A 23722-nucleotide genomic window follows, 5' to 3' on the forward strand; every position below is an offset into this window, starting at 1 on the left:
GTGAATATCGACATGTCACCCGCCGTTCTTCATGTCCGTCGACCGAAACGGAAACGGCCTCGGGAACTGCCGTTCCCGAGGCCGTTTCCACCTGTCCCTTGACAAATTTCTCTACATATCAGTTGTATGGACGCGAATATTTGTTTCACGATGCCGGCGGGGTCTCGTGGTCCATTGCGGAAATGAAGTAGGTGATTAGGGCGTTGTGGCTTTGTGGCTTTGCCGGTCATGGGGTCGTAGATATTTGCACTTTTGGCGCTGTCTCCGCGATCATCTGCAGTGGATCCGAATATCGTGGAGGAAATCTTGTACGGATGGTGGGAGACGTTCGAGCACTATTGCGTGCCAGGGTCGTCGCCGGTGGCAACGTCATCAGATCTTATGCGTATCGAGGAGCATGCCCGAACCGAGAGCAAGTACCCACGCAAGCAAAAGGTTATTGGTCGGCGAACAGGAAATGACTGGCGGATAGCCTATGTGATCCGCTCTGGCGGTCTCCACGAACAGAATGCACAGCAAGCGGCACTTTACGACAAGGCCCGCCAAGGCGGATCGCGCGGCAATCTCGCTGAGATTCCACCGCAATCGGAGACGGTGATCAATACGCTCAATCTGGACCAGACCTCTATGGAAGTTTTTGATAGTCGTGGAGCACTGATCGTGACGTGGAATCCAGATCAATGGGATTGGGGCGCTGATTATTACGACGCCATAGAACGGACCGCGATGGGCGAGAGCGTGCCGGACAGTTGGTCCACCGGTGGGCGAAAGAGCGGGGTCGATCCGGAGGACCGGGTCTTCCTGCTTCGTCAGGGGGCACACGGCCGAGGCATAGTTGCTTGTGGCTCGGTAACCAGCGAAGTTTACGAAGACGACCATTGGGATGGGTCCTCGCGCTCGGCGAACTATGTTCGAATCGAATGGTCCACTGTCCTTGCGATCGAAGATATGCTGCCGACCGCGGACCTGGAAGCAGCTATGCCGAAACAGCATTGGAGCCCTCGAGGTGGCGGAATAATCCTTACGGCGGCCGCGACGTTGGAGCTGGAAGAGTTGTGGTCGCAGCACTGTGACAGCCTTGACGTCGAATGTGAAGGTCGGCCCGGCCGCGGGGCGATACAGGGACGCGAATTGGATCCGGTGCTCCGAAAGAAGATTGAGGACGCTGCACAAGATCGACTGATGGAGCACTACCGCTCACGTGGGTGGAAGATAACGGATACCCGGATTGGTAACCCATTCGATGCGACGGCGGAAAAGGACGGAAAAATCCTGTTCTTGGAAGCGAAAGGCACACAGACACTTGGCGCTGCGGTCTTGGTGACGCAGCGTGAAGTTGAGCATGCGCGAGTGCATGCTGATTCGTCGATAATGGGGATTTGGTCAGGAATCGAATTCAACGATGACGGCGATGTTGATCAGAGCTCAGGAAAATTTCGCATAATCCCCTTCGATCCGAAATCTGGCGAGTTGACTCCCGTGACGTTGAAGTGGTGTCCGAGCAACTAAGCAGCGATATATCCGAAATGTCGTCCCCATGGGGACGACATTTCGGACTTGGCCTTCAGGTCCCAGCCGGAACGTCTTCGGACAGAGCTAGGGCTTCGATCTGATTGATCGAAAGTCCCGCAGCGTTCTTCCATCCCTCTCGCCCCTGTGTACGGCGACCAATGAGTATCGCGCCGGCTCCGCCAGGAGTCTTGAAAAGATGATCCTTGACGAACACCAGTTCAGCGCCGTCGATTGTCACAACGCCGTCCGCTTGCAGAGATTCGCGAGTGCGGATAGTCCAGGAGTCCGCGTTTTCGCTCATCTCGGGTCGCCCTTTCGAACCGGCGCACACGAGCATCCCTTCCGGCGTCATGTAACCCGCCGCCTCGCATCCAGATTTGTGGAAGAAGAGTTGGTCAGCGACATTCCCTTGATCAGTCGCATCGACTGTTGCGGAAGTTCTGCGGAGCGGCTCGAGGATGGGTTCGCCCAAAGTTGCCAGTAATACCGCGATCGTTTCAAGGTATTCGAAGCAATCGGCTTCCAGTGGCTCCGGTGTATGGGGGTTCGACGCCTGATTGCCGTTCTGAAGCGCGTACCGATCGGCTTTGGAGGCCCTGTCGATCGACAACCATTCGATGTAGGCCACGTGAGTGGAGGTCCACTCGTTAGTGAGCGAAACAGCGACCATCGCCTTGGTCCAGAACTCTTTCTTAGGGGATGCCGCGTGCTGCTGAAGGCGTGCGCCGACGTTGCCCGACTGGCCGATGTATGCCTTGGGTGCCCCATCAGTGTCGTCGCCGAAGAGGTAGTAGACACCGACCTGGGAGGCTTCTCGGCGGCCCAGAAAGTCTTTCAGCAGTGGGCGAGGAACTTCGAAGACGCGGACGGTTCTGGTGGTGATGCTCGCAATCCGGATGCCGGCGGGGTTACCAGTCGGAAGGTGGATTTGGATTGTCTGCGCCCGCGCCATTGGTTGAGTTCTTTCTCTAAGTCTGTAATTCGTTGTGTCACATATCGGTTGGTCAACCTTAGTCGAACGGGGCTTGGGACGCCTCAGCCCTGAGACTTCAGCGCCGCCCGCGCCGCATTGAACCCACCCATCCCGTGGACCCCGCCGCCCGGGGGAGTTGCGGAAGAGCAGAGGTACACGCCCGGGGCGCCGGTGGCATAGGGGTCGAGCCCGAACCGGGGGCGCGCGATGATCTGCCGCGCCGTGTTCGCACCCGCGGAGATGTCGCCACCCACGTAGTTGGGGTTGTACGCCTGCATTTGCGGCACATTGCGCACGTTGACGCCCACGATCCGGTCCCGGAACCCCGGCGCAAAGCGTTCGATCTGACTCGAGATCGCATCGGTGGCGTCCCCCGGATAGCCGTGCGGCACATGCGCATACGCCCACACGGGATGGATGTCTCCCACAGATCGGGATGGGTCGGCCAAGAACTGCTGGCCCAACAGAATGAAGGGCTTGTCCGGCATCTGACCCCGTACGGTCTGGCGTTCGACAGCAGCAGTTTGCGAAATCGTCCCGGACAGGTGCAGGGTGCCGGCCTTGCGGGCATGCGGATTCGTCCACGGCACGACGCTTCCGTCGGAATCACCGCGCACAGCGTAGTCGACCTTGTAGGCGGCGGTGCCGTAGCGGAATTTGCGGTAGGCCCGTGCGATGCGGTCGGGCTGCCGGCCGTCGAGCAGACGACCGGCCGCGTCTGGTGCGATATCGAGCATCACGATGTCGTAGTCGGCGATCTGGGGGTAGTTGGTCACCCAGTTCCCGGTTTCGATGGTGCCACCGAGGCTGCGCAGGATCGACGCGAGCGCCGCAGCAATTGATCCTGAACCACCCTGCGCCACAGGCCAACCGTGAGCATGAGCGGCCGCTGTGAGCATCGAGCCGACAGCACTGGAGAGTGGAAGGGTGAGCGTCCCGAACATGTGCGCCGCGACGCCGCCGAACAGTGCCCGCGCCTGTGGGGTCTTGAACATCCGCGCGAAACCCGTCGCGGGAAGCAGAGCACCTGTCCCGAAACGGGCGAGCATCAGCGGGTGCTTCGGGACGTGGACGATCGGCTGGAAGACGTCCTGCACCAACTCGTCGAAGTTCTCGGATAGGTATCCGAAGACGTCGAGCCAGCGCTTACCGTCGGCACCCAGTCCTTCAGCGGTCCGGTTGATGTCGCGCCACAGAACCCCGGCGGTGCCGTCGTCGAGTGGATGGACCAGATCGATCTCGGGCCACAGCCACGTCAGGCCATGCTTGGCGAGCCCGAATTCGCGGTCGAGTTCCTTGAAGTAGGGAGAAGCCAAAGCGGTGGGATGGAAGGCGGAGCAATCGTCGTGGACGAGCCCGTCGACTATGTATTCGCTACTGCGGGTGCCACCGCCGATCTTGTCCGCACCCTCGATGACATGGACGTCGATTCCGGTGCGGGCGAGTTCGATCGCCGCCGCGAGACCGTTGGGGCCACTGCCCACCACTACTGCTGTTGTCATTTGCGCTTCGCCACCCGTCTTCTCAAGGGTGAGCCTACGGAAATTACAGCGATGGCATTCTGCGAGCAAACAATTCAGGCCTAGACCTTGGTTGATCGATCAACTTTTGTTACAGTTCGAGGCGCACTGGCCGCAGCTGATTCTTATCGCTGCGGCCAGTTGTTGCATTCATCGCCCATCGCGCCTGTTTCCTGCGGATTCGGTATCCTGTGAATCGGAACTTCTCTGCACAGACGCAGCTCCGAAATCTGTCGAGGGGCCTTCTGGCTCCCTGCATCACCGCAGTTCAGAGCAATTATAGGGCTACCTTAGTTGCGCCCGTGCCGGGGTTCTGAATTATCGTTTTCGTTACACGGTTGACTCACAAAAGTTTCAACCGACCGAAGACTCACGTCGCCGGGTGCCAGAACGCACACCATCGCGTCTGCGCAGGGCGGCTACTTCGGTGGTACCGAACACATCGTCGTGTCGGTGCTTTGAAGGACTTGCATTGCAAGTTGATGGCCATCAGCGCTGCTGGTCGTCGGTGCATCTTTATGGCATACGAAGGCTGGGTATGAAGCAACTTCCAGGCCCCCAGGGCCTCTATCACCCGTCCAATGAGCACGACTCCTGTGGAGTCGCATTTGTTGTCGACATGCATGGTCGCCGCAGCAGGGACATCGTCGAAAAGGCGATCACCGCTCTGGTCAACCTCGAGCATCGCGGCGCTGCCGGATCAGAACCCAACACGGGTGACGGTGCGGGCATTCTGCTGCAGGTTCCCGACAAGTTCTTCCGAGCTGTCGTGGACTTCGCGCTGCCCGCCGAAGGCGCGTACGCAACCGGTATCGCATTCCTCCCGCAGGGCGACGCCGATGCACACGAGGCTGCTGCTGCAGTCGAGAAGATCGTCGTCGAAGAGGGCCTGAAGGTTCTCGGCTGGCGCGAGGTCGGAACCGACGACTCCTCGCTGGGCGCACTGGCGCGCGACGCGATGCCGACGTTCCGTCAGATCTTCATCGGCTCCGAGGGTGACAAGTACACCGGCATGGATCTCGAGCGTCGTGCATACGTGGTGCGTAAGCGCACCGAGCACGAACTCGGCTCCGAAGGCGCCGGCAAGGGTGGCCCGGGTAGCGAGACCGTGTACTTCCCCAGCCTGTCCGGCCAGACGTTCGTCTACAAGGGCATGCTCACCACCCCGCAGCTCAAGGGTTTCTACCTCGATCTGCAGGACGATCGTGTCGAGAGCGCACTGGGCCTGGTCCACTCGCGTTTCTCCACCAACACGTTCCCGTCGTGGCCGCTGGCGCACCCGTTCCGCCGGGTCGCTCACAACGGTGAGATCAACACCGTCACCGGCAACGAGAACTGGATGCGCGCTCGCGAGTCCCTGATCGACAGTGACGTCTTCGGTGGCCGCGAGAACCTGGACAAGATCTTCCCGATCTGCACCCAGGGCGCCAGTGACACCGCTCGTTTCGACGAGGTGCTCGAAATGCTGCACCTCGCCGGCCGCAGCCTGCCGCACGCAGTTCTCATGATGATCCCGGAAGCCTGGGAGAAGCACGAGAGCATGGACCCCGCTCGTCGGGCGTTCTACGAGTACCACTCGGCCCTCATGGAGCCCTGGGACGGACCGGCGTCGGTGTGCTTCACCGACGGCACCGTCATCGGCGCCGTGCTGGACCGCAACGGTCTGCGTCCGTCGCGTCTGTGGATCACCGAAGACGGCCTCGTCGTCATGGCGTCGGAGGTCGGCGTTCTGCCGATCGATCCGTCCACTGTGGTCCGCAAGGTCCGCCTCCAGCCCGGCCGCATGTTCCTCGTGGACACCGCGCAGGGCCGGGTCATCAGCGACGAGGAACTGAAGAACGAACTCGCTGCCGAGCACCCGTACCAGCAGTGGATCGACGAAGGTCTGATCCACATGGACGACCTGCCGGACCGTCCGTACACGTACATGTCGCACGAGCGCGTCGTGCTGCGTCAGCAGCTCTTCGGTTTCACCAACGAAGAGGTCAACCTGCTGGTCAAGCCGATGGCTCTCTCCGGTGCCGAGGCACTGGGCTCGATGGGTACCGACACTCCGATCGCCGTGCTCTCGTCACGTCCCCGGATGCTGTTCGACTACTTCTCGCAGCTCTTCGCTCAGGTCACCAACCCGCCTCTCGACGCGATCCGTGAAGAGGTTGTCACCAGCCTCGGCGCGACCATCGGCCCCGAGGGTGACCTGCTGCACCCGAATGCGGACTCCTGCAAGCAGATTGCGCTCCCGCAGCCGATCCTGCACAACGACGACCTGTCGAAGCTCGTTCACGTCAACGACGACGGCGAATTCCCGGGCTTCCGCAGCGTCGTGATCCGTGGCCTGTACCCCGTCAAGGAAGGCGGCGACGGCATCCGTCGTGCGCTCGAGGGCATCAAGTACCAGGTCTCGCAGGCAATCGAGGGTGGCGCACGCATCGTCGTGCTCTCGGACCGTGAGTCCACCGAGGACTACGCACCGATCCCGTCGCTGCTCCTCACCTCGGCTGTGCACCACCACCTGGTTCGTGAGAAGTCGCGCACCAAGGTCGGCCTCATCGTCGAGGCCGGCGACGCCCGCGAGGTGCACCACATGGCGCTCCTCATCGGCTTCGGTGCCGCAGCGGTCAACCCGTACATGGCTTTCGAGACCATCGACGAGTTCCTGCAGAACGGCGAGCTCGAGGGTCTGACCCTCGAGAAAGGCATCGCGAACTACATCAAGGCAGCCGGCAAGGGTGTCCTGAAGGTGATGTCCAAGATGGGCATCTCGACGCTCGCGTCGTACACCGGTGCTCAGCTGTTCCAGGTCATCGGCCTCTCGCAGGAGCTGACGGACGAGTACTTCACCGGTCTGCAGTCGCAGCTCGGTGGCATCGGCCTCGACCAGATCGCAGCCGACGTCCAAGCACGTCACGCCGTCGCATACCTCGATCGCCCCGAAGAGCGCGCTCACCGCGAGCTCGAGGTCGGCGGCGAGTACCAGTGGCGTCGTGAAGGCGAGTACCACCTGTTCAACCCGGACACGGTCTTCAAGCTCCAGCACGCAACTCGCACAGGTCAGTACGAGGTGTTCAAGGAGTACACGACCATGGTCAACGACCAGTCGGAGCGCCTTGCCGCTCTGCGTGGTCTGTTCGACTTCAACATCGGCAAGCGGCCGTCGATCTCGATCGACGAGGTCGAGCCCGCCAGCGAGATCGTCAAGCGTTTCTCGACGGGTGCGATGAGCTACGGCTCCATCTCCGCCGAGGCTCACGAGACTCTCGCCATCGCGATGAACCGTCTGGGCGCCCGCTCCAATTCCGGTGAGGGCGGCGAACATCCGTCGCGCTTCACGCCGGACGAGAACGGCGATCTGCGTCGCAGTGCCATCAAGCAGGTCGCGTCGGGCCGCTTCGGTGTCACCTCGCACTACCTGAGCAACTGCACCGACATCCAGATCAAGATGGCGCAAGGAGCCAAGCCCGGTGAGGGCGGCCAGCTTCCGGCGCACAAGGTGTACCCGTGGGTGGCCGAGGTTCGGCACTCCACGCCTGGCGTCGGGCTGATTTCGCCGCCGCCGCACCACGACATCTACTCGATCGAGGATCTCGCTCAGCTGATCCACGACCTGAAGAACGCCAACCCGCAGGCCCGCATCCACGTGAAGCTGGTCTCCGAGGTCGGCGTCGGAACGGTCGCGGCCGGTGTCTCCAAGGCACATGCCGACGTCGTTCTGATCTCCGGTCACGACGGTGGCACCGGTGCCACCCCGCTGACCTCCGTCAAGCATGCGGGCGCACCCTGGGAACTCGGCCTCGCCGAGACCCAGCAGACGTTGCTGCTCAACGGTCTCCGTGACCGCATCGTCGTGCAGGTCGACGGCCAGCTCAAGACGGGTCGCGACGTCGTCGTCGCTGCCCTGCTCGGCGGCGAGGAGTTCGGTTTCGCCACCGCACCGCTGGTGGTCTCGGGCTGCATCATGATGCGCGTCTGCCACCTCGACACCTGCCCCGTCGGTGTCGCGACGCAGAACCCGTTGCTGCGTCAGCGTTTCAGCGGCAAGCCGGAATTCGTCGAGAACTTCTTCATGTTCATCGCCGAAGAGGTTCGCGAGCTTCTCGCGGAACTCGGCTTCCGCACGCTGCTCGAAGCCGTCGGCCAGGTCGACATGCTGGACACCACGCGCGCTCTCGATCACTGGAAGGGAAGCAAGGCAGGCAATCTCGATCTGTCGCCGATCCTGACCCAGGTCGAGTCCGCGTTCATGGACCAGGACGTCCACTGCACCGGCACGCAGGATCACGGTCTCGACAAGGCGCTCGATCAGCAGTTGATCGTTTCGGCCCGCAACGCACTCGACAAGGGTGAGGCGGTCTCTTTCGAGTCCGCGATCACCAACGTCAACCGCACGGTCGGCACCATGCTCGGCCACGAGGTCACCAAGGCGTTCGGTGGAGAGGGCTTGCCCGACGGCACCATCGACATCACGTTCACCGGTTCCGCCGGTAACAGCTTCGGTGCTTTCGTGCCCAGCGGTATGACCTTGCGCCTGCACGGCGACGCCAACGACTTCGTCGGCAAGGGCCTCTCGGGTGGACGCATCGTCGTACGCCCGCCGCTCGATGCAGCGGAAGGCTTTGTCGCCGAAGACAACATCATCGGTGGCAACGTCATCCTGTTCGGCGCCACCAGCGGCGAGGCTCTGCTTCGCGGTGTCGTCGGCGAACGCTTCGCAGTCCGTAACTCCGGCGCCACTGCCGTCGTCGAGGGTGTGGGCGATCATGGTTGCGAGTACATGACGGGTGGAAAGGTGGTCATCCTCGGAGCCACCGGACGTAACTTCGGCGCCGGCATGTCCGGTGGCGTCGCGTACATCTACAACCCCGACAAGGCATTCGAGAAGAACCTCAACACCGAACTGGTGGACCTCGAGGATCTTTCGGGCGACGACTTCACCTGGTTGAAGGGCGCCATCGAACGTCATCGCGACGAAACCGGCTCCGAGGTTGCCACGCGCATCCTCGCTGACTGGTCGCAGCAGGTGGGTCACTTCGCAAAGGTGATGCCCCGCGACTACAAGAAGGTTCTTTTGGCCATCGCGGCCGCAGAGAAGGATGGCAAGAACGTGGACGAGGCAGTTATGGAGGCAGCTCGTGGGTGATCCAAGCGGCTTCCTGAAGCACACGTCGCGCGAACTTCCGGTTCGCCGGCCGGTGCCGTTGCGCCTGCTCGACTGGAAAGAGGTCTACGAGGAGTTCCCGAAGGAAACCCTCAAGACCCAAGCCAGCCGTTGCATGGACTGCGGAATTCCTTTCTGCCACAACGGTTGCCCTCTCGGAAACTTGATTCCCGAGTGGAACGACCTGGTCTACAAGGACCACTGGCACGACGCCATCGAGCGTCTGCACGCGACCAATAACTTCCCGGAGTTCACCGGTCGTCTGTGCCCCGCACCCTGTGAGGCGTCCTGTGTCCTGGGCATCAACCAGGATCCGGTCACCATCAAGCAGGTCGAGGTCGAGATCATCGACAAGGCCTTCGACGAAGGGTGGGTCAAGCCGGTTCGCGCCGCGCACGCCACCAACAAGAAGGTCGCAGTTGTCGGCAGTGGTCCGGCCGGTCTGGCTGCAGCGCAGCAGCTGACCCGCGCCGGTCACGCAGTGACGGTCTTCGAGCGGGCAGACCGCATCGGCGGCCTGCTGCGCTACGGCATCCCCGAGTTCAAGATGGAGAAGCGGCACATCGACCGCCGTCTCGAGCAGATGGAAGCCGAAGGCACCGTCTTCAAGACCAACGTCAATGTCGGCGTGGACATCACCGCGGACGAGCTGCGTGAGCAGTTCGACGCAGTGGTTCTGGCCGGCGGCGCCACCGCAGCTCGCGATCTTCCGATCCCGGGCCGCGAACTGGACGGCATCCACCAGGCGATGGAGTTCCTGCCGATCGCCAACCGCGTGCAGTTGGGTGACCTCGACGCTCCCACCATCACCGCTGAGGGCAAGAAGGTTGTCATCATCGGCGGCGGCGACACCGGAGCGGACTGCCTCGGCACCTCGCACCGTCAGGGTGCGGCCAGCGTCCACCAGTTCGAGATCATGCCGCGTCCGCCGGAGACTCGCGCCGAGCAGACTCCGTGGCCGACGTACCCGCTCATGTTCCGCGTGGCTTCGGCTCACGAGGAGGGCGGCGAGCGTCTGTTCTCCGTCAACACCGAGAACTTCGTCGGTGAAAACGGCAAGGTCACCGGACTCAAGGCTCACGAGGTCGAGATGAAGTCGGGTCGCTTCGAGAAGGTCGAGGGCTCGGACTTCGAGCTCGAAGCCGATCTCGTGCTCCTGGCCATGGGCTTCGTCGGTCCCGAGAAGCCGGGTCTGCTCACCGATCTCGGTGTCGACTTGAACGAGCGTGGCAACGTCGCCCGCACGTCGAAGTGGAACACCAACGTCGACGGCGTGTTCGTGGCCGGCGACATGGGCCGCGGCCAGTCCCTGATCGTCTGGGCCATCGCCGAGGGACGTTCCGCAGCAGCCGCTGTGGACACCTACCTCGAGGGTGTCACGGCCCTTCCGTCACCGATCCACCCGACAGCGGCTCCGCAGCGCTAGAGGCTCTCACAAAGCCGCACCCCACCGCATTCGGTGGGGTGCGGCTTTGTTTCTGCAAGCAATTCGCACGATCTGTAACAAACCTTCATCAATCGTGCATCGGACAGACACAACGCCCAGACAGTATGATTCCGGAGCACCGATAGTGGTGTATGGGTTGCTGAAGGTAAAACAGGGGAGTTTCATGCGTGCGAGGCGTCTCGTTGCGGTGTTGTCGGCACTTGCTGCGGCAGTAGTGGTACCGGTTGTCAGTGCTCCCGTGGCGTCGGCTGATCCCTGCCCCAGCCTGTACGTCGTGGCCATCCCGGGAACGTGGGAGCCCTCGGGCACCAGGCCCGGCGCCGGCATGCTCGCCCCGGTGACCAACGGGCTTCCGGGCTCCGTTCGCACCGATTACGTCACCTACTCGGCGACGGCCTTCCCGTGGGAGTCCAACGTCTACGCCAAGTCGAAGCAGCAGGCTGTCGACAATGCCCGCGGCATGATCGGTGCCATGGCTGCCTCGTGCGGAGACACTCGCTTCGCGATCGTCGGATACAGCCAGGGTGCCGACGCGGCAGGCGATCTCGCCGCCGAGATCGGAACCGGCATCGGCGTGGTCCCCCCGACTCGCGTCGAGGGCGTCGGCTTGCTGTCAGATCCCCGTCGTTCCGAGTCCGACGTCCTGATCGGCCCCGCTGTCGGCGGTAACGGTGCCAGCGGCCCTCGCATCGGTGGATTCGGTTGGCTGTCAGGCAAAACGGTGACGCTCTGCGCGGTCGGTGACCTGTACTGCTCGACGCCGAAGGACGATTTCGTGATGCGTCTGGCCGGATTCATGGCTCAGGCGTCCGATCCCACTCCGGCCAGTGCGCTCGCGCTGCGCGACGAGGCCGCCGTGATCGTCAATGATCTGATCACCGCAGGCGGTCTCCCCGCTTTGATGGCCCAGCTCGATCCGGGCGCGAACTCGCGGCGCATCGATCAGTTGGTCGACTTCTACGGCTCGCAGGTCCACACCGACTACACGCGTTACGTCGTTGACGGCGCAGGCAATTCGGCTACATCCTGGCTGCACGGCTGGTTGGCCGGCAAGGCCTGATCAGCAGTACGTCTGCTCGGCCGTGTCGACGTAGATCTCGGCAATGCGCTGCGAGGACATCGGCGTGATCTGTGAGTACACCTCGCCGACGGAGTTGAACTCCGCCAGCACTTCGGACCGAGGCATACCGTCAGCGAGCGCCTTGCAGGTGCCGTCGGCGTAGAGGATCTCTGCGGAATCCATTCCGGCGGGCGGGATCCCGGCCAGACGCAGCGCGGCGATGTACCGCTGCCCCTTCTCTCCGGCGTTCGCGACGATCTCTTCCGGTGACCGGGCGTCGATCGGCGCATTGGCCGCTGGCGCTACTGGTAGCAATACCGGCGGGGGCGTCGATTCGACGACGCTCGGCGCGGCTTCCGGAGTTGTTGCGGCGAGCGGGCTGGTCGGCAGCTCGGAAAGCGTACTGGGGGCAGTCGAACTCGACGTCGCCGCAACCGACGTGCTGGTGGCGGCAGAAGTGGATTCCGATGCGTCGCTGTCGGATTGGCTGCTGCAGCCGCTGAGGAGTAGGCCCGCTGCCGCGACGCAGAGGACCAGTCTGTTCGTGTTCATCACCCGTGAGTGTTACATACCGTACCGCTTATTTTGTCCGTTTTAAGGAAACTCCCTTTTGCCCTGTTTTTAAGTCGAAGTCCTGTGATATACATCTGTTCAGTTGTTACTTGTGAGTAGGAGCACACCGCAAAGACCTTGTCGGCGGCGGTCGAAACACAAGCAATGACTGCGAGTTTCGTCCCCCATCACATAAACGGCAGGGAGAAATCAGTGCAGAAATCTCACAAGAACGGCAACAGACGTCTCGGCACGCGCGTGGCCGTCATTGCAGGTACCGCAGGTGCGGTCCTCGCGTTCGCGGCGCCGATGGCCTCGGCTCAGGACCCGGTCGACAATTCGGTACCGGGCGCCGCAGTGTGTCCGGCTACTGCAGAATCCTGTGTGTCGGTTGTGGTTCAGAGCGGAACCTTCGACAACAACGGCTTCAACCTCCCGATCGGAAAAGGCGACATGATCATCGCCGCCGAGGCCGGCTCCGGTGAAGGTGAGTCCACCGTTCTTCTCCCGCGCGACGACGGACACCACGGTGTCTACTCCAAGCCGTTGACCGTTCCGGGTGGAGTCCTGGGAATCGATCTTCCGTTCGGCAATCTCTTCGGCCTGGCCGCAGTAACGGCCGAAGTGGAGGCAACGGCTGCGCCGACCCTCAACGGAATCATCACCGACATGGATCTGAGCATCCCGGTGCGGATGAAGATCAACAACGCGTTCCTCGGTGACAACTGCTACCTGGGTTCCGCGGCGGCGCCGGTGAATCTTCGTCTCGCGCCTGACCCGTCGGTGGTACCGACCTACACGGTGCTGCCGTCGACTGCGCTGAAGGTGAGCCCGGTCGGGAACGAGGCAACCGGCTTCGCGCTGCCCGCCGCCAGTGGTTGCGGACCGTTCGGAGTGCTGAACCCGATCGTCAACTGGCGAGCAAAGGTACCGGCCACGTCCGGAACCTCGCTCAGCACGATCTCCGACGCCTACCTGTACCCGGGCGGCCTCACCGGTAGCGATCCTCTCGACGATCTCGGTGGCGGAACAGGATCCAGCGGTTCCAGTGGCTCGAGCGGTTCGTCCGGAAGCTCCGGTTCCTGAAAACTCGGATGCCTTGAAGCAGCGGTGGTGACGGAATGTCACCACCGCTGCGGCGTCCGACCTGTAATAACCTGTGCCTCAGGGTGGGCGAAGGCGGACTCCATCAGGAGGACCTGCGCGGCCACGAAATCACAGGGGAGTCCTCAAACATGTTTCGAGACAGCGTTCTTGCCGGTCCGGTCCTGCGCCGGGGTGTGACGGCACTGGCAGTTGCGGCCGCAGCCACCATGTTTGTCGGTACTGCAGCGACGGCGGAGCCGGCGGCAGTCGTCGGTGAGGTGTCCGCGGACTCCATCGCGGCAGCCCGTGCGCAGGCCATCGGAACGACGGTCACCGTCGTGGGAACCGCGACTACGCCGTCGGGAGTCTTCGAATCCAGCTTCTACGACAAGGGCTTTGGTCTCCAGAGCGGAAATTCGGGCATCTACATCAGCGATCCGAACAACTCCGGGATTGCTCTCGGCGATCAGGTTCAGGTCACCGGAGTCCTCGCGGATCAGGAAGGCCTGCTCGTCGTCCGCCCGACTGCCGTCGAGGTAATCGGCACGACCTCCCAGATCAGCCCGGCGCGACTGCCCCTCAATGCGATCGGTGAGGGTAGCGAAGGTCGTCTCGTGACGGTGTCCGGAATCGTGAGCGGACCCGTCGTCGACGATCTGCCGTACGGTCACAAGATCCTGGTCTCGGGCGCCGAGGGAAACACCGTCATCTTCGTCAACACACAGACGGGAATCGACGTCGATGCCGTCGCCGTCGGACGCCCGATCACCGTCACCGGTTTCAGTGGCCAGTACGCCAGCACCTACGAGGTTCTTCCCCGCTCGGAAGCCGATGTGCAGCAGGGTTTCACGGGCAGCCTGAGTTTCGGAAGCTGACCTAGATCTCGAACCGAGCTCCGACGCGCATCGACCCGGGAGACAACCGGCTGATGGTGCGTCCGAGCTTGGCTTCGACGGTCACGGGTACGACGGCCTTGTTCGTGCGAACCGCTTTCACGATGGCACTGGCCACTCGATCAGGAGTGAAGTTCCGCTTGCGGTAGAAGTTGTCGACCTTGGTCTGGTTCTCGAGCTGCTCCTCGGCGGTCGTGCCGGCGAACTCGGTGGTCTTGAGGATGTTCGTGTGAACGAGGCCGGGACAGATGGTGCTGACGCCGATGCCGTGTGGAAGCAGCTCTGCCCGTAGGCAATCCGAGAGCATGAATACCGCTGCCTTGCTTGTCGAATACGCGGTGAGTGCCTTCTGGGGTGTGTACGCGGCGGCCGAGGACAGGTTGACGACGTGCCCACCTGTTCCCCGGTCGATCATCATCGGGGTAAATGCCCGGCAGCCGTAGACAACTCCCCAGAAGTTGATGTCCATGACGCGCTCGAACTGGCGCTGCTCGGTGTCGGCGAACGTTCCCGAGAACCCGATTCCGGCGTTGTTGACGACGATGTCCGGTACGCCGTGATGTGCCGCGACGGTCTCCGCGAACCGAATCACGGCCTGTTCGTCGGACACGTCCACCTGATAGGCGTGGGCACCGCCACCGAACACTGCTTCGGCGCCGCCCGCTTGCGAAGGGATGTTTACAAGTGCCGCAGTGTCCTGCGCGCTTTCAAGATTGATGTCGGAGACCACGACGATAGCTCCCTGGGCGGCGAAGGCGAGGGCCGTTTCACGCCCGATGCCGCTGCCCGCACCGGTGATCACCACCAGCGTGCCGGTGAGATCGCGCAGTCGACGCTGCAACTTCGTTCCGCGTCGCCAGCCGGTGACGTCCTTGAGTAGCCCCATTGGTTGCCCTTTTCGTGTGTACGTTTGTGGCGTGTGTCTCTAGCTGACTTCCCCTCTGCGAAAGGTATCCGATGAGCGAGCTTCGTGTAGTTGCAACCATCCCGGCCAAGTCCGGTTCCGAGGACGACGTCCGATCGGCTCTGACAACTCTCGCGGAGGCGAGTCGGTCCGAGGACGGCTGTGTGTCGTACGAGTTGTTCGAGTCAGCGGCTGCGCCCGGCACGTTCGTCACGATCGAAACTTGGCGCGGGCAGGAGGAGTTGGACGCTCACATGCAGTCCCCGCATCTGCAGGCCGCGCTGGCCGCCGCCGGACCACTTCTCGACGGCGCTCCGGCGATTCATCCGTTGAAAGGCGCCTGAATCAGAATGAATTCCTGACCTTCGCTAAGGGTCTGACCTGTGAATGTCGCTCGAAAACTGACCAATCGTCGCGCTCCATTCCACTGAGCGGGACCTGCGACTAATACCTGTGCCTTAAGTCACAAACTGTCTCGACAATGCTTCACATCACAGTTTCTGACCTGGAGGTTTTGAATGAGTCGCAGTTCTCGGCGCGGTCACCGCAAGGTTGCCGCCGTCGCGCTGGCAGTCTCCGCCGGCCTGTTCGTCTCGTCGTGCGCTGACAGCGGGAACGGGGGTGGGAGCGGCGACGCACCGGACTCCGGTTCGGGATTGTCCATCGGCCCGGTCAACGAGCAGTCCGGCGAGGGCGATCCGGTCAAGGGCGGCACCCTCACGTTCAGCGGGTACTCCGCCGTCACCAATCTCGATCCGGCGAAGACTCAGATCGCCGGTTCGGTCGCCGGTTCGGAGTTGGGCGCGATCTACGACACGCTCCTGCGGTACGACCCGGCGTCCAAGGAATTCGTTCCGAAGCTCGCAGAGTCGATGGAGCCGAGTTCCGACTTCAAGACGTGGACCCTCGAACTGCGTGACGGTGTGAAGTTCAGCGACGGGACGCCGGTGGATTCGGCGGCCGTCTCGGCGAGCCTCAATCGCTACGTCACCAACAAGGGACCGCAGTCGAGTCTGTACGCGTCGAAGGTCGCGTCGGTAGACACTCCGGATCCGTCGACGGTCGTCTTCAATCTCGTCGACCCGTGGACCGGTATCGAGTCACTGCTCTCGACGGGCCCCGGCATGATCGTCGCGCCGAGCGCCCAGCAAGGTGATCAGTTCACCCCGATCGGCGCGGGTGCCTTCACCCTCGAGAAGTTCGCTCCCAACGAGGAATTGATCCTCGACGCTCGGGAGGACTACTTCGACGGTGCCCCGAACGTGGACAAGCTGCGGTTGATCAGCATCGTCGGTTCGCAGTCCACCACCGAATCGCTCAAGAGCGGCGGCACGGACGTCGCGTACATGCGGTCGCTACCGAACGTGCTGGATCTGATCGACTCCGGCTACCCGGGCTTCGTCGACATTCCGTCGCTGTCGTACCTGTCGCTGGTGAACACGGCACCCGGTCGTCCCGGTGCCGACGTGCGCATCCGTCAGGCATTGGCGCTCGCAACCGATCCCGTCGCACTCGACAACCGACTCAACGAGGGCAAGGGTCTGCCCGGGCAGGTCATCTTCCAGGACACCTCTCGCTGGCACAACGACGTCGCTCCGATCGGCGTCGACACCGCCAAGGCGAAGCAGCTTCTCGACGAGGCCAAGGCTGACGGTTACGACGGCAAGATCACATACCTGACGCTGCAGGAGAATTCGGCGCAGGCGATGGCTCTCGCACTGCAGTCGATGGCCAACGCCGTCGGATTCGATTTCCAGATCGAGTACGTCAACTCGGTTGCCGACGTCGTCAAGCGTTTGTACGCCGACCGCGACTTCGACATGGCAACAGGTTCCGCCAGCCTCGCGGAAGCCGATCCTTTCGAGCGTCTGTACTCCAATCTCAAGTCGGGTGGACGGAACAACGCCACGAGCTTCTCCGACCCCGAGATGGATACGCTGCTCGATCAATTGGGTGTCGCGACGTCGACCGACTCGAAGATCGAGGTGCTCGCCAAGATCCAGGAGCGCGCCAATGAGGTTGTGCCGTGGCAGGTTTACGGCAACACCCCGTGGCTCGGTGTGTGGGGACAGAACGTCCACGGCATTCAGCAGAGCCTGGACGGAATCATGTTCTTCGACAAGGCCTGGAAGAACTAGACACCTGAATGACTGAATGGACCCGAGAAGCGTCCCTGCGGGGACGCTTCTCGGCATCAGAGAGTGGGATAGATCAAGAAGTGAGATCGAGGGCAGCGCGGACGATGCTGTCGGAGTCGAGGCCGTGGTATCGGTAGACGTCCTCGAGCGAACCGACCTGACCGAACCGGCTCACTCCGAGCGCAGCACCCGGAACGTTGTTGATTCCCGTCAGGAACGCGAGGGTGTGCGGGTGCCCGTCGAGAACGGTCACCATCGGCGCGGACCGGCTACTCGGAAAGACCTGATCCAGGATCCACGACGGACCGTCCGCGAGACCGCGCCGAGACTGGAGTGCTTCGAAGAGCAAGCCGGGGCTGGTCACGCAGACGACGTCGGCGGAAATGCCCTGCTCGCCCAGTCTTTCGGCTGCGACCAGTGTTTCGGTGACAGTGGCACCCATGCCGACCAGGGTGACGGCCGGATCAGGGTTGTGCCGCAGTGTGTACGCGCCGGCCACCACCTGACGTCGACGGCGTTCTCGCGCAGCCGGATCGGTCGGTACCGCGGCCAGGGCCTGATCGACCGGACGGGTCGACAGGCGCAGGTACGACGAGCTGCCGTCTGGTCGGCCCAGGCGTCCGATGCTGTCGAGGAGCGTCCACTCCACGTCGACGGCGAATGCCGGTTCGAAACTGGTGCAACCCGGCTGTTCCAGTCCGATGGACGGGGTCTTGATCGACTGGTGCGCACCACCTTCGGCGGCCAAGGTGACGCCCGACGGAGTGCCGACCATGATCGACTGTCCACCGGCGTAGATGCCGTATGACCACGGTTCGAGAGCCCGCTCGATGAAGGGGTCGTACATCACGCCGATAGGGAAGAGTGGCTGGCCCCAACGACTCCAGGTCGCACCGAGTTCGCCCATCAACCCGACCAGGTTGGTCTCGGCGATACCGAGTTCCATGTGCTGACCGGTGGGCTTCTCACGCCAGTGCATGATCGTTTCGGCGTCGTCGGCAAACCAGTTGTGCCGCTCGTCGGGGGACCACACGCCGACCTTGTTCAGCCAGCCTGCGAGGTTGGTGGTGGAACTGACGTCCGGGCTCAGTGTGACAACACGTTTCGCGGCGTCCGGCGCTTCGCGGCTCAGGTCGAGTAGTACCCGGCCCAGAGCTGCCTGAGTGGTGGACGTGCCGGAGGGCGTACGGCCGATGTCTTTCGGAACTGCCGGGGGCACCAGATGCTCCACCTTCGGGCGAGCCAGGCGCCCAGCGGTTTCGGCGCAGATGCGGCCGGACGGGCTGTCGGTCTCGAACCGTTCCCAGGGATTCGACGGATCCATGCCGAGTTCCGACGCCAGGTGCTCGAACTGCTCGGCGGTGAGCAGCGACGAGTGGTTCTGCGGATGACCCTGCGTCGGCAGACCCCGACCCTTGATCGTGTACGCGATGATCACGGTGGGACGGGTGTCGTCGATCTGTGCGTACGCCTCTCGCAGAGCGTCGAGGTCGTGGCCACCGAGATTGCGGATGGCTTCGAGCACCGTGGCGTCGTCGAGGTCGTCGATCAGCGCCGTGATCGCGTCGGCGTCCGCCGCGTCGCCGGGCAGTCTCAGACGTACCTCGTCGGCCGTGCATCGCAGCAGGCGCTGGTACTCCGGATTCGGCATGTCCAGGATTCGTTCGCGCAACGCGGTGCCGCCCGGCCGGGTGAACAGTGATTCCAGCAGCGCACCGAACTTCACGGTGATGACCTGCCAGCCGGCACCCGAGAACATGCGCTCCAGGCGGGTTGCCGCGATGTTCGGCACCACCCGGTCGAGTGATTGGCGGTTGAGGTCGACTATCCACACGATCTCACCCAGTTCGGCAACCGAATGATCGAGAACTGCTTCCCACACCGCGCCCTCGTCGAGTTCGGCGTCACCGACCAGGGAGTACTGACGCCCGGTTCCGGCGCCGCCGAGGGAGGCGTCGACGTATCGGCGAGCGATGGCGCCCCAGATGGGAGCCGTCGCGCCGATGCCCACCGAACCGGTCGAATAATCCACCGGATCAGGATCTTTCGATCGACTCGGGTAGCTCTGCAGGCCCCCGAATTCGCGCAGAGTCGTCAGGTAGGACTCGTCGAGTTCACCGAGCAGATAGTTGATGCCGTGGAGCACCGGCGCCGCATGCGGCTTGACGGAAACCCGGTCGCCGGAACGAAGTTGGCCGAACCACAGCGACGTCATGATCGAGACCATCGACGCGCACGAGGCCTGATGGCCGCCGACCTTGAGCCCGCTGGGATTCGGACGGACACGGTTGGCGTGATGGATCATCGCGGTCGACAACCACAGAACGCGCTTCTCGATCTCCGCCAGTGACTCGGGAGCGTTCTGGTCGATGTTGGGGCTGTTCACGGCCGGTCCTGCCTTCAGTAGTGGACATCGATCACCGCACCGCCTGTACCCCAGATCGTGGGGCCGACGATGTGGTTGTGATGTTTGGCAGGACTTCCTGAGGCCGAACCGTTCGGTGCGGCAAAGTCCAGCCGCACCTGTCGATCTGTTGTGCAGATTCTGCGTCAAAGTCCATCATCGGCATACAGATTGAGCAATAGCTACCCGGTGGATTGAGCAATGTGCGCAACACCGAGGGCTGTGCGCCGTGACAGGTGGGCACTATGCGCAGTGCACCGCCAGTCGCGCGCGGTCAGTCCATCAGGTCGTGGACGTAGCACCAGCGCCAGGATTCGCCGGGCTCGTGTGAGCGCATGACCGGGTGCCCGGTTTCGCGGTAGTGGTTGGTGGCGTGCTGATGAGGGCTGGAATCGCAGCATCCGACGTGGCCGCAGGACAGGCACATGCGCAGGTGAGACCAGTTATCCTCGCCCAACTCGGCGCACTCCTGGCAGACGCCGGGCGTAAGCGCCGCCGGGTCCGTTTCGGGCGCATTGGTTAGTTCCTCGCAACCGGTGGGAGCGGGTGCGGGCTGCTGTGTGCGAGCTGCTGCTCGCTTCAGGATTTTCTTCATCGCCTTCCATACTGCATGCTGCCAGGGTGAACGGCATATTACTGGGGGTTGTAGTAGCGGCGTTGCTGGTGGCGGCGGTCGCGCGAAGGTTCGGGCTGTCTTCGCCGCTGATCCTCGTCCTGGTCGGTTTGATCGCCTGTCAGATACCGGGTGTTCCGGAATTGGAACTCGATCCAGACCTCGTCCTGTTCGTCGTGTTGCCTCCACTTCTGTACTCGGCAGCACTGGACAGTTCATACCTGGCTTTGCGCTCGAATCTGCGTCCGATCGGATTTCTCGCGGTGGGGCTTCCCCTGGCGACGACGGCTGCGGTGGGCTTTGTCGCCTACCTGATCGTGCCGGAGTTCTCGATAGCGGCTGCTCTGGTTCTCGGCGCGATCGTGGCGCCGCCGGACGCGGTGTCCGCGAGCGCAATCGGACGCAAGCTCGGCCTGCCGCGCCGGATCATGACCCTGCTGGGCGGGGAGAGCCTGCTCAACGACGCCACCGCTCTGACGGCGTACAAGGTCGCTCTCGCGGCTGCCGTCGGTACGGGTGCGACGCTGATCGGCGGCTTCGAGACCTTCCTCGTCGCGGCGGTCGGTGGAACGGTGATCGGCCTCGCGGTGGGGTTCGTCATCTCGAAGGTTCGCGGCAAGCTCCAGGATCCGGTGATGGAGAGCGGAATCGGATTGGTGGTGCCGTTCTTCACCTACCTGGCTGCGGAAGAGGTCCACGCGTCGGGCGTCATCGCGGTCGTCGTAGCCGGATTGTTCCTCGGCCAGCGCTCCACCCGTGCGAGTTATGCGACGCGTTTGCAGGACACGGCAGTGTGGAGGGCCGTCGACCTGATCCTGGAGTCGTTCGTCTTCCTGTTGATCGGTCTCCAATTGCCCAGCGTCGTCAACGGATTGCAGGGGTACAGCACTTCGATCGTCGTCTGGGCGTCGGTTGCCGTTCTCGTGACCGTCGTGGTGGTCCGAATCGCCTGGGTGTTCCCGTTCACGTACGTACCGCGCTGGCTGTCGCCGCGTATTCGAGCGAGGGAGCCGGAGATTTCGGCGCGGGCGGTGTTCGTCGTGTCGTGGGCCGGTATGCGAGGGGTCGTGTCGCTGGCAGCTGCCTTCGCCATTCCGCTGACGGTCAACAGTGGTGAGGACTTCCCGGGGCGGTCGCTGATCCTCTTCCTGACGTTTGTCGTCGTGGTCGGCACGCTGTTGCTGCACGGCCTGACGTTGCCGTGGGTGATCCGTGTCCTCGGCGTGCAGGGGGACGAAGAGCAGTCCGACGCACGCGCCGAGGCGGCAGCCCAGGACAAGGCTGCACGGGCCGCTGCGGCGCGGCTGGACGAATTGGTCGGAGCCGACGCCGACGACGTCCCTCAGGTCCGCAATCGTGCCGCGGACATCTTGCGAAGCTGGAACACCCACCGCGCGAACTCGGCGTGGGAGCGACTGGGACGCAGCGACGAGGATCTGGGGGAGAGCCCGTCGAACGCCTTCCGCTCGCTGCGCCTCGAGATGATCGATGCCGAGCGAGGCGTCTTCATCGCCGAACGCGATGCCGGCCGGATCGACGACGAGGTCCTCCGGAAGGTACTTCGCGAGCTCGATCTCGAGGAAGCGACGCTCGACCGGGACTAGACCGGCTGGTCTGCTGTCCACGAAGGTAACCGCTGGCCAGGGTCGGTTTACCTGACTGTTGAGGCCTGCAACTTAACCGATTCCACTGAGCGAGACTCGATCCAATTTTCTGTGCCTCCCATCACAGACTGTTTCGTGTTCAACATCACGTCACGGTCTTACCCCGCCTTGGAGGCATTCGAATGAGTCGTAGTTCCCGCCGCGGAAGTCGCAGATTGGCTGCGGCTGCGCTGGCGATCACCGCAAGTATGTTCCTGGCGTCGTGCGCCGACAACGGCTCGAGCAATGGCGGCGGCGAATCCGCTGATTCCGGTTCCTCACTGAAGATCGGCATGGTCAACGAGCAGGCCGATCCCGGCACTCCCACCAAGGGTGGCACGCTGACGTTCAGCGGCTACTCGGCGGTCACGACTCTCGATCCCGCGAAGGCTCAGGTTGCCGGCGCCACCGGTGGCAGCGAGCTCAGCGCCATCTACGACGTGCTCATGCGTTACGACCCCATCGGGCAGAGGTTCGAGCCCAAGCTCGCTCAGTCGCTCGAAGCGAGTTCGGACAGCAAGACCTGGACGCTGAAGCTCCGCGACGGTGTGAAGTTCAGCGATGGCACAGCTCTCGACTCGAAGGCCGTCGCCGACAGCATCAACCGCTACGTCACCAACAAGGGACCTCAGTCGAGCCTGTGGGCTTCCAAGGTTGCCTCGATCGACACCCCCGACGCGACGACCGTAGTCTTCAACCTCGTTGATCCGTGGACAGGCATCCAGTCGATGCTCGCCACCGGACCCGGCATGATCGTCGCCCCGAGCGCCCAGCAGGGTGACCAGTTCACCCCGATCGGCGCCGGCGCCTTCACCCTCGAGAAGTTCGCTCCCAACGAGGAACTGCTGTTGGCTGCTCGCCCCGACTACTACGACGGCGCACCGAACATCGACAAGCTCAAGCTGATCAGCATCGTCGGCGCTCAGCCCACCGCCGAAGCACTCAAGACGGGCGGCATCGACGCCGCGTACATGCGTACGCTCACCCCGATCCTGGATCTGATCGAGTCGGGTTACCCCGGCTTCGTCGACATCCCGTCGCTCGGTTACATCGCCAACGTGAACATGGCCCCGGGCCGCCCGGGCTCGGATGTCCGTGTCCGCCAGGCGATGGCGCTGGCCGTCGATCCGGAGACGCTCAACACCCGCGTCAACAACGGCAAGGGACTGCCCGGCCAGGAGATCTTCCAGGACACCTCGCGCTGGCACAACGACGTCGCACCGATCGGCGTCGATCCCGCCAAGGCGAAGGAACTGCTCGATCAGGCCAAGGCCGACGGCTACGACGGAAAGATCACCTTCCTCTCCATCCAGGAACCGTCCGCACAGGCGACGGCTCTGGCCATCCAGGCGATGCTCAACGCAGTCGGCTTCGACGCTCAGATCGAATACGTCACCGGTGCAGGTGATCTGGTCAAGCGGATGTACGCCGATCACGACTACGACATGAGCACCGCAGCACTGAGCCTCGCCGAGGCCGATCCCTACGAGCGTCTGTACACGGGCATCAAGTCCGGTGGCCGTAACAACGCGACCGGCTACTCCGACGCCGAAATGGATGCTCTCCTGGACAAGTTGGGCGTTGCAACCACCGACGAGGACAAGAAGGCAGTCCTGGCCCAGATCCAGGAACGCGCCAACGAGACCGTCCCGTGGCAGGTGTGGGGCAACGTCGCCGCACTCGACGTGTGGAACCAGAACGTTCACGGACTCGAGCAGAGCCTCGACGGAATCGTGCTCTTCGACGGAGCTTGGAAGTCCTAGAGAGCCTGAAGTTCACAGCCGGCCCCGCGCCCGTATTGCAGCGGATCGGGGCCGGCTGC

17 protein-coding genes are annotated in these 23722 nt (G+C 63.0%); 11 read left to right on the forward strand and 6 right to left on the reverse strand.

What is annotated here, in order from left to right:
• Together ATN38_RS21735 and ATN38_RS33225 are read left to right on the forward strand one after the other, a co-directional pair.
• Window positions 1-191 (forward strand): hypothetical protein (locus ATN38_RS21735; RefSeq protein WP_218748634.1); only part of this gene is annotated, 191 nt, incomplete at its 5' end.
• Between the two features lie 103 nt (window positions 192-294).
• Complete coding sequence (locus ATN38_RS33225; RefSeq protein ID WP_037130959.1) at window positions 295-1509, forward strand: protein NO VEIN domain-containing protein; 1215 nt, start codon at window positions 295-297, stop codon at window positions 1507-1509.
• A gap of 55 nt (window positions 1510-1564) precedes the next feature.
• Here the strand turns inward: ATN38_RS33225 and ATN38_RS21745 are convergent, their stop codons facing one another.
• Together ATN38_RS21745 and ATN38_RS21750 are read right to left on the reverse strand one after the other, a co-directional pair.
• A complete protein-coding gene (locus ATN38_RS21745) occupies window positions 1565-2464 on the reverse strand; it encodes a GIY-YIG nuclease family protein (protein WP_003943609.1) in 900 nt (299 codons plus the stop codon).
• An 83-nt stretch (window positions 2465-2547) separates the two neighbouring features.
• Window positions 2548-3987, reverse strand: a complete 1440-nt coding sequence (locus ATN38_RS21750) for an NAD(P)/FAD-dependent oxidoreductase (RefSeq protein WP_218748636.1) — start codon at window positions 3985-3987, stop codon at window positions 2548-2550.
• A gap of 556 nt (window positions 3988-4543) precedes the next feature.
• On the opposite strand from ATN38_RS21750, the gene gltB reads away from it, so the two are divergent.
• From gltB to ATN38_RS21765, 3 genes are all read left to right on the forward strand, one after another.
• On the forward strand, window positions 4544-9142 hold the full coding sequence (gltB, locus tag ATN38_RS21755; protein WP_031332633.1) for a glutamate synthase large subunit: 4599 nt from the start codon (window positions 4544-4546) through the stop codon (window positions 9140-9142).
• Window positions 9135-10586, forward strand: coding sequence for a glutamate synthase subunit beta (locus tag ATN38_RS21760; protein ID WP_003943594.1), 1452 nt, complete (start codon window positions 9135-9137; stop codon window positions 10584-10586). The genes gltB and ATN38_RS21760 overlap by 8 nt, the downstream gene beginning before the upstream one ends.
• A 184-nt stretch (window positions 10587-10770) precedes the next feature.
• The gene (locus tag ATN38_RS21765; RefSeq protein ID WP_007735797.1) at window positions 10771-11667 is read left to right on the forward strand and encodes a cutinase family protein; all 897 of its coding nucleotides are present in this window, start codon (window positions 10771-10773) and stop codon (window positions 11665-11667) included.
• Here ATN38_RS21765 and ATN38_RS21770 read toward each other — a convergent pair whose 3' ends face one another.
• A complete protein-coding gene (locus tag ATN38_RS21770; RefSeq protein ID WP_218748641.1) occupies window positions 11668-12219 on the reverse strand; it encodes a DUF732 domain-containing protein in 552 nt (183 codons plus the stop codon).
• A 213-nt stretch (window positions 12220-12432) separates the two neighbouring features.
• Here ATN38_RS21770 and ATN38_RS21775 point away from each other — a divergent pair, with 213 nt between their 5' ends.
• Together ATN38_RS21775 and ATN38_RS21780 are read left to right on the forward strand one after the other, a co-directional pair.
• Window positions 12433-13305, forward strand: a complete 873-nt coding sequence (locus ATN38_RS21775; RefSeq protein WP_064442914.1) for a hypothetical protein — start codon at window positions 12433-12435, stop codon at window positions 13303-13305.
• A gap of 149 nt (window positions 13306-13454) precedes the next feature.
• On the forward strand, window positions 13455-14180 hold the full coding sequence (locus ATN38_RS21780; protein ID WP_209921730.1) for a hypothetical protein: 726 nt from the start codon (window positions 13455-13457) through the stop codon (window positions 14178-14180).
• A gap of 1 nt (window position 14181) precedes the next feature.
• Here ATN38_RS21780 and ATN38_RS21785 read toward each other — a convergent pair whose 3' ends face one another.
• The gene (locus tag ATN38_RS21785; RefSeq protein ID WP_003943614.1) at window positions 14182-15084 is read right to left on the reverse strand and encodes an SDR family NAD(P)-dependent oxidoreductase; all 903 of its coding nucleotides are present in this window, start codon (window positions 15082-15084) and stop codon (window positions 14182-14184) included.
• Between the two features lie 71 nt (window positions 15085-15155).
• Here ATN38_RS21785 and ATN38_RS21790 point away from each other — a divergent pair, with 71 nt between their 5' ends.
• Window positions 15156-15446 (forward strand): putative quinol monooxygenase, encoded by a 291-nt coding sequence (locus ATN38_RS21790; RefSeq protein WP_003943546.1) that lies wholly within the window; start codon window positions 15156-15158, stop codon window positions 15444-15446.
• Between the two features lie 174 nt (window positions 15447-15620).
• On the forward strand, window positions 15621-17240 hold the full coding sequence (locus ATN38_RS21795; protein WP_042453342.1) for an ABC transporter substrate-binding protein: 1620 nt from the start codon (window positions 15621-15623) through the stop codon (window positions 17238-17240).
• 73 nt (window positions 17241-17313) lie between these two features.
• Here ATN38_RS21795 and ATN38_RS21800 read toward each other — a convergent pair whose 3' ends face one another.
• Together ATN38_RS21800 and ATN38_RS21805 are read right to left on the reverse strand one after the other, a co-directional pair.
• Entirely contained in the window at window positions 17314-19626 is a 2313-nt protein-coding gene (locus ATN38_RS21800) for a pyruvate dehydrogenase (RefSeq protein WP_030536675.1), read from the reverse strand.
• Between the two features lie 292 nt (window positions 19627-19918).
• Window positions 19919-20239, reverse strand: coding sequence for a UBP-type zinc finger domain-containing protein (locus ATN38_RS21805; RefSeq protein WP_003943615.1), 321 nt, complete (start codon window positions 20237-20239; stop codon window positions 19919-19921).
• A 26-nt stretch (window positions 20240-20265) separates the two neighbouring features.
• Between ATN38_RS21805 and ATN38_RS21810 the strand changes: the two genes are divergently transcribed.
• The gene (locus tag ATN38_RS21810) at window positions 20266-21861 is read left to right on the forward strand and encodes a Na+/H+ antiporter (protein WP_030536674.1); all 1596 of its coding nucleotides are present in this window, start codon (window positions 20266-20268) and stop codon (window positions 21859-21861) included.
• A gap of 182 nt (window positions 21862-22043) precedes the next feature.
• Window positions 22044-23663: an ABC transporter substrate-binding protein gene (locus tag ATN38_RS21815; RefSeq protein WP_063315312.1), complete on the forward strand. Its 1620-nt coding sequence runs from the start codon at window positions 22044-22046 to the stop codon at window positions 23661-23663.
• Window positions 23664-23722: the final 59 nt, after the last annotated feature.

The organism is Rhodococcus sp. FH8 (assembly GCF_019266085.1).
GTDB lineage: Bacteria > Actinomycetota > Actinomycetes > Mycobacteriales > Mycobacteriaceae > Rhodococcus_F > Rhodococcus_F qingshengii.

Bases quoted from the DNA above. Each gene is read 5' to 3' on its own strand.
- ATN38_RS21745 (WP_003943609.1), bottom strand. From the start codon at position 2,464: ATGGCGCGGGCGCAGACAATCCAAATCCACCTTCCGACTGGTAACCCC.
- ATN38_RS21750 (WP_218748636.1), bottom strand. From the start codon at position 3,987: ATGACAACAGCAGTAGTGGTGGGCAGTGGCCCCAACGGTCTCGCGGCG.
- gltB (WP_031332633.1), top strand. From the start codon at position 4,544: ATGAAGCAACTTCCAGGCCCCCAGGGCCTCTATCACCCGTCCAATGAG.
- ATN38_RS21765 (WP_007735797.1), top strand. From the start codon at position 10,771: ATGCGTGCGAGGCGTCTCGTTGCGGTGTTGTCGGCACTTGCTGCGGCA.
- ATN38_RS21770 (WP_218748641.1), bottom strand. From the start codon at position 12,219: ATGAACACGAACAGACTGGTCCTCTGCGTCGCGGCAGCGGGCCTACTC.
- ATN38_RS21780 (WP_209921730.1), top strand. From the start codon at position 13,455: ATGTTTCGAGACAGCGTTCTTGCCGGTCCGGTCCTGCGCCGGGGTGTG.
- ATN38_RS21785 (WP_003943614.1), bottom strand. From the start codon at position 15,084: ATGGGGCTACTCAAGGACGTCACCGGCTGGCGACGCGGAACGAAGTTG.
- ATN38_RS21790 (WP_003943546.1), top strand. From the start codon at position 15,156: ATGAGCGAGCTTCGTGTAGTTGCAACCATCCCGGCCAAGTCCGGTTCC.
- ATN38_RS21795 (WP_042453342.1), top strand. From the start codon at position 15,621: ATGAGTCGCAGTTCTCGGCGCGGTCACCGCAAGGTTGCCGCCGTCGCG.
- ATN38_RS21805 (WP_003943615.1), bottom strand. From the start codon at position 20,239: ATGAAGAAAATCCTGAAGCGAGCAGCAGCTCGCACACAGCAGCCCGCA.
- ATN38_RS21815 (WP_063315312.1), top strand. From the start codon at position 22,044: ATGAGTCGTAGTTCCCGCCGCGGAAGTCGCAGATTGGCTGCGGCTGCG.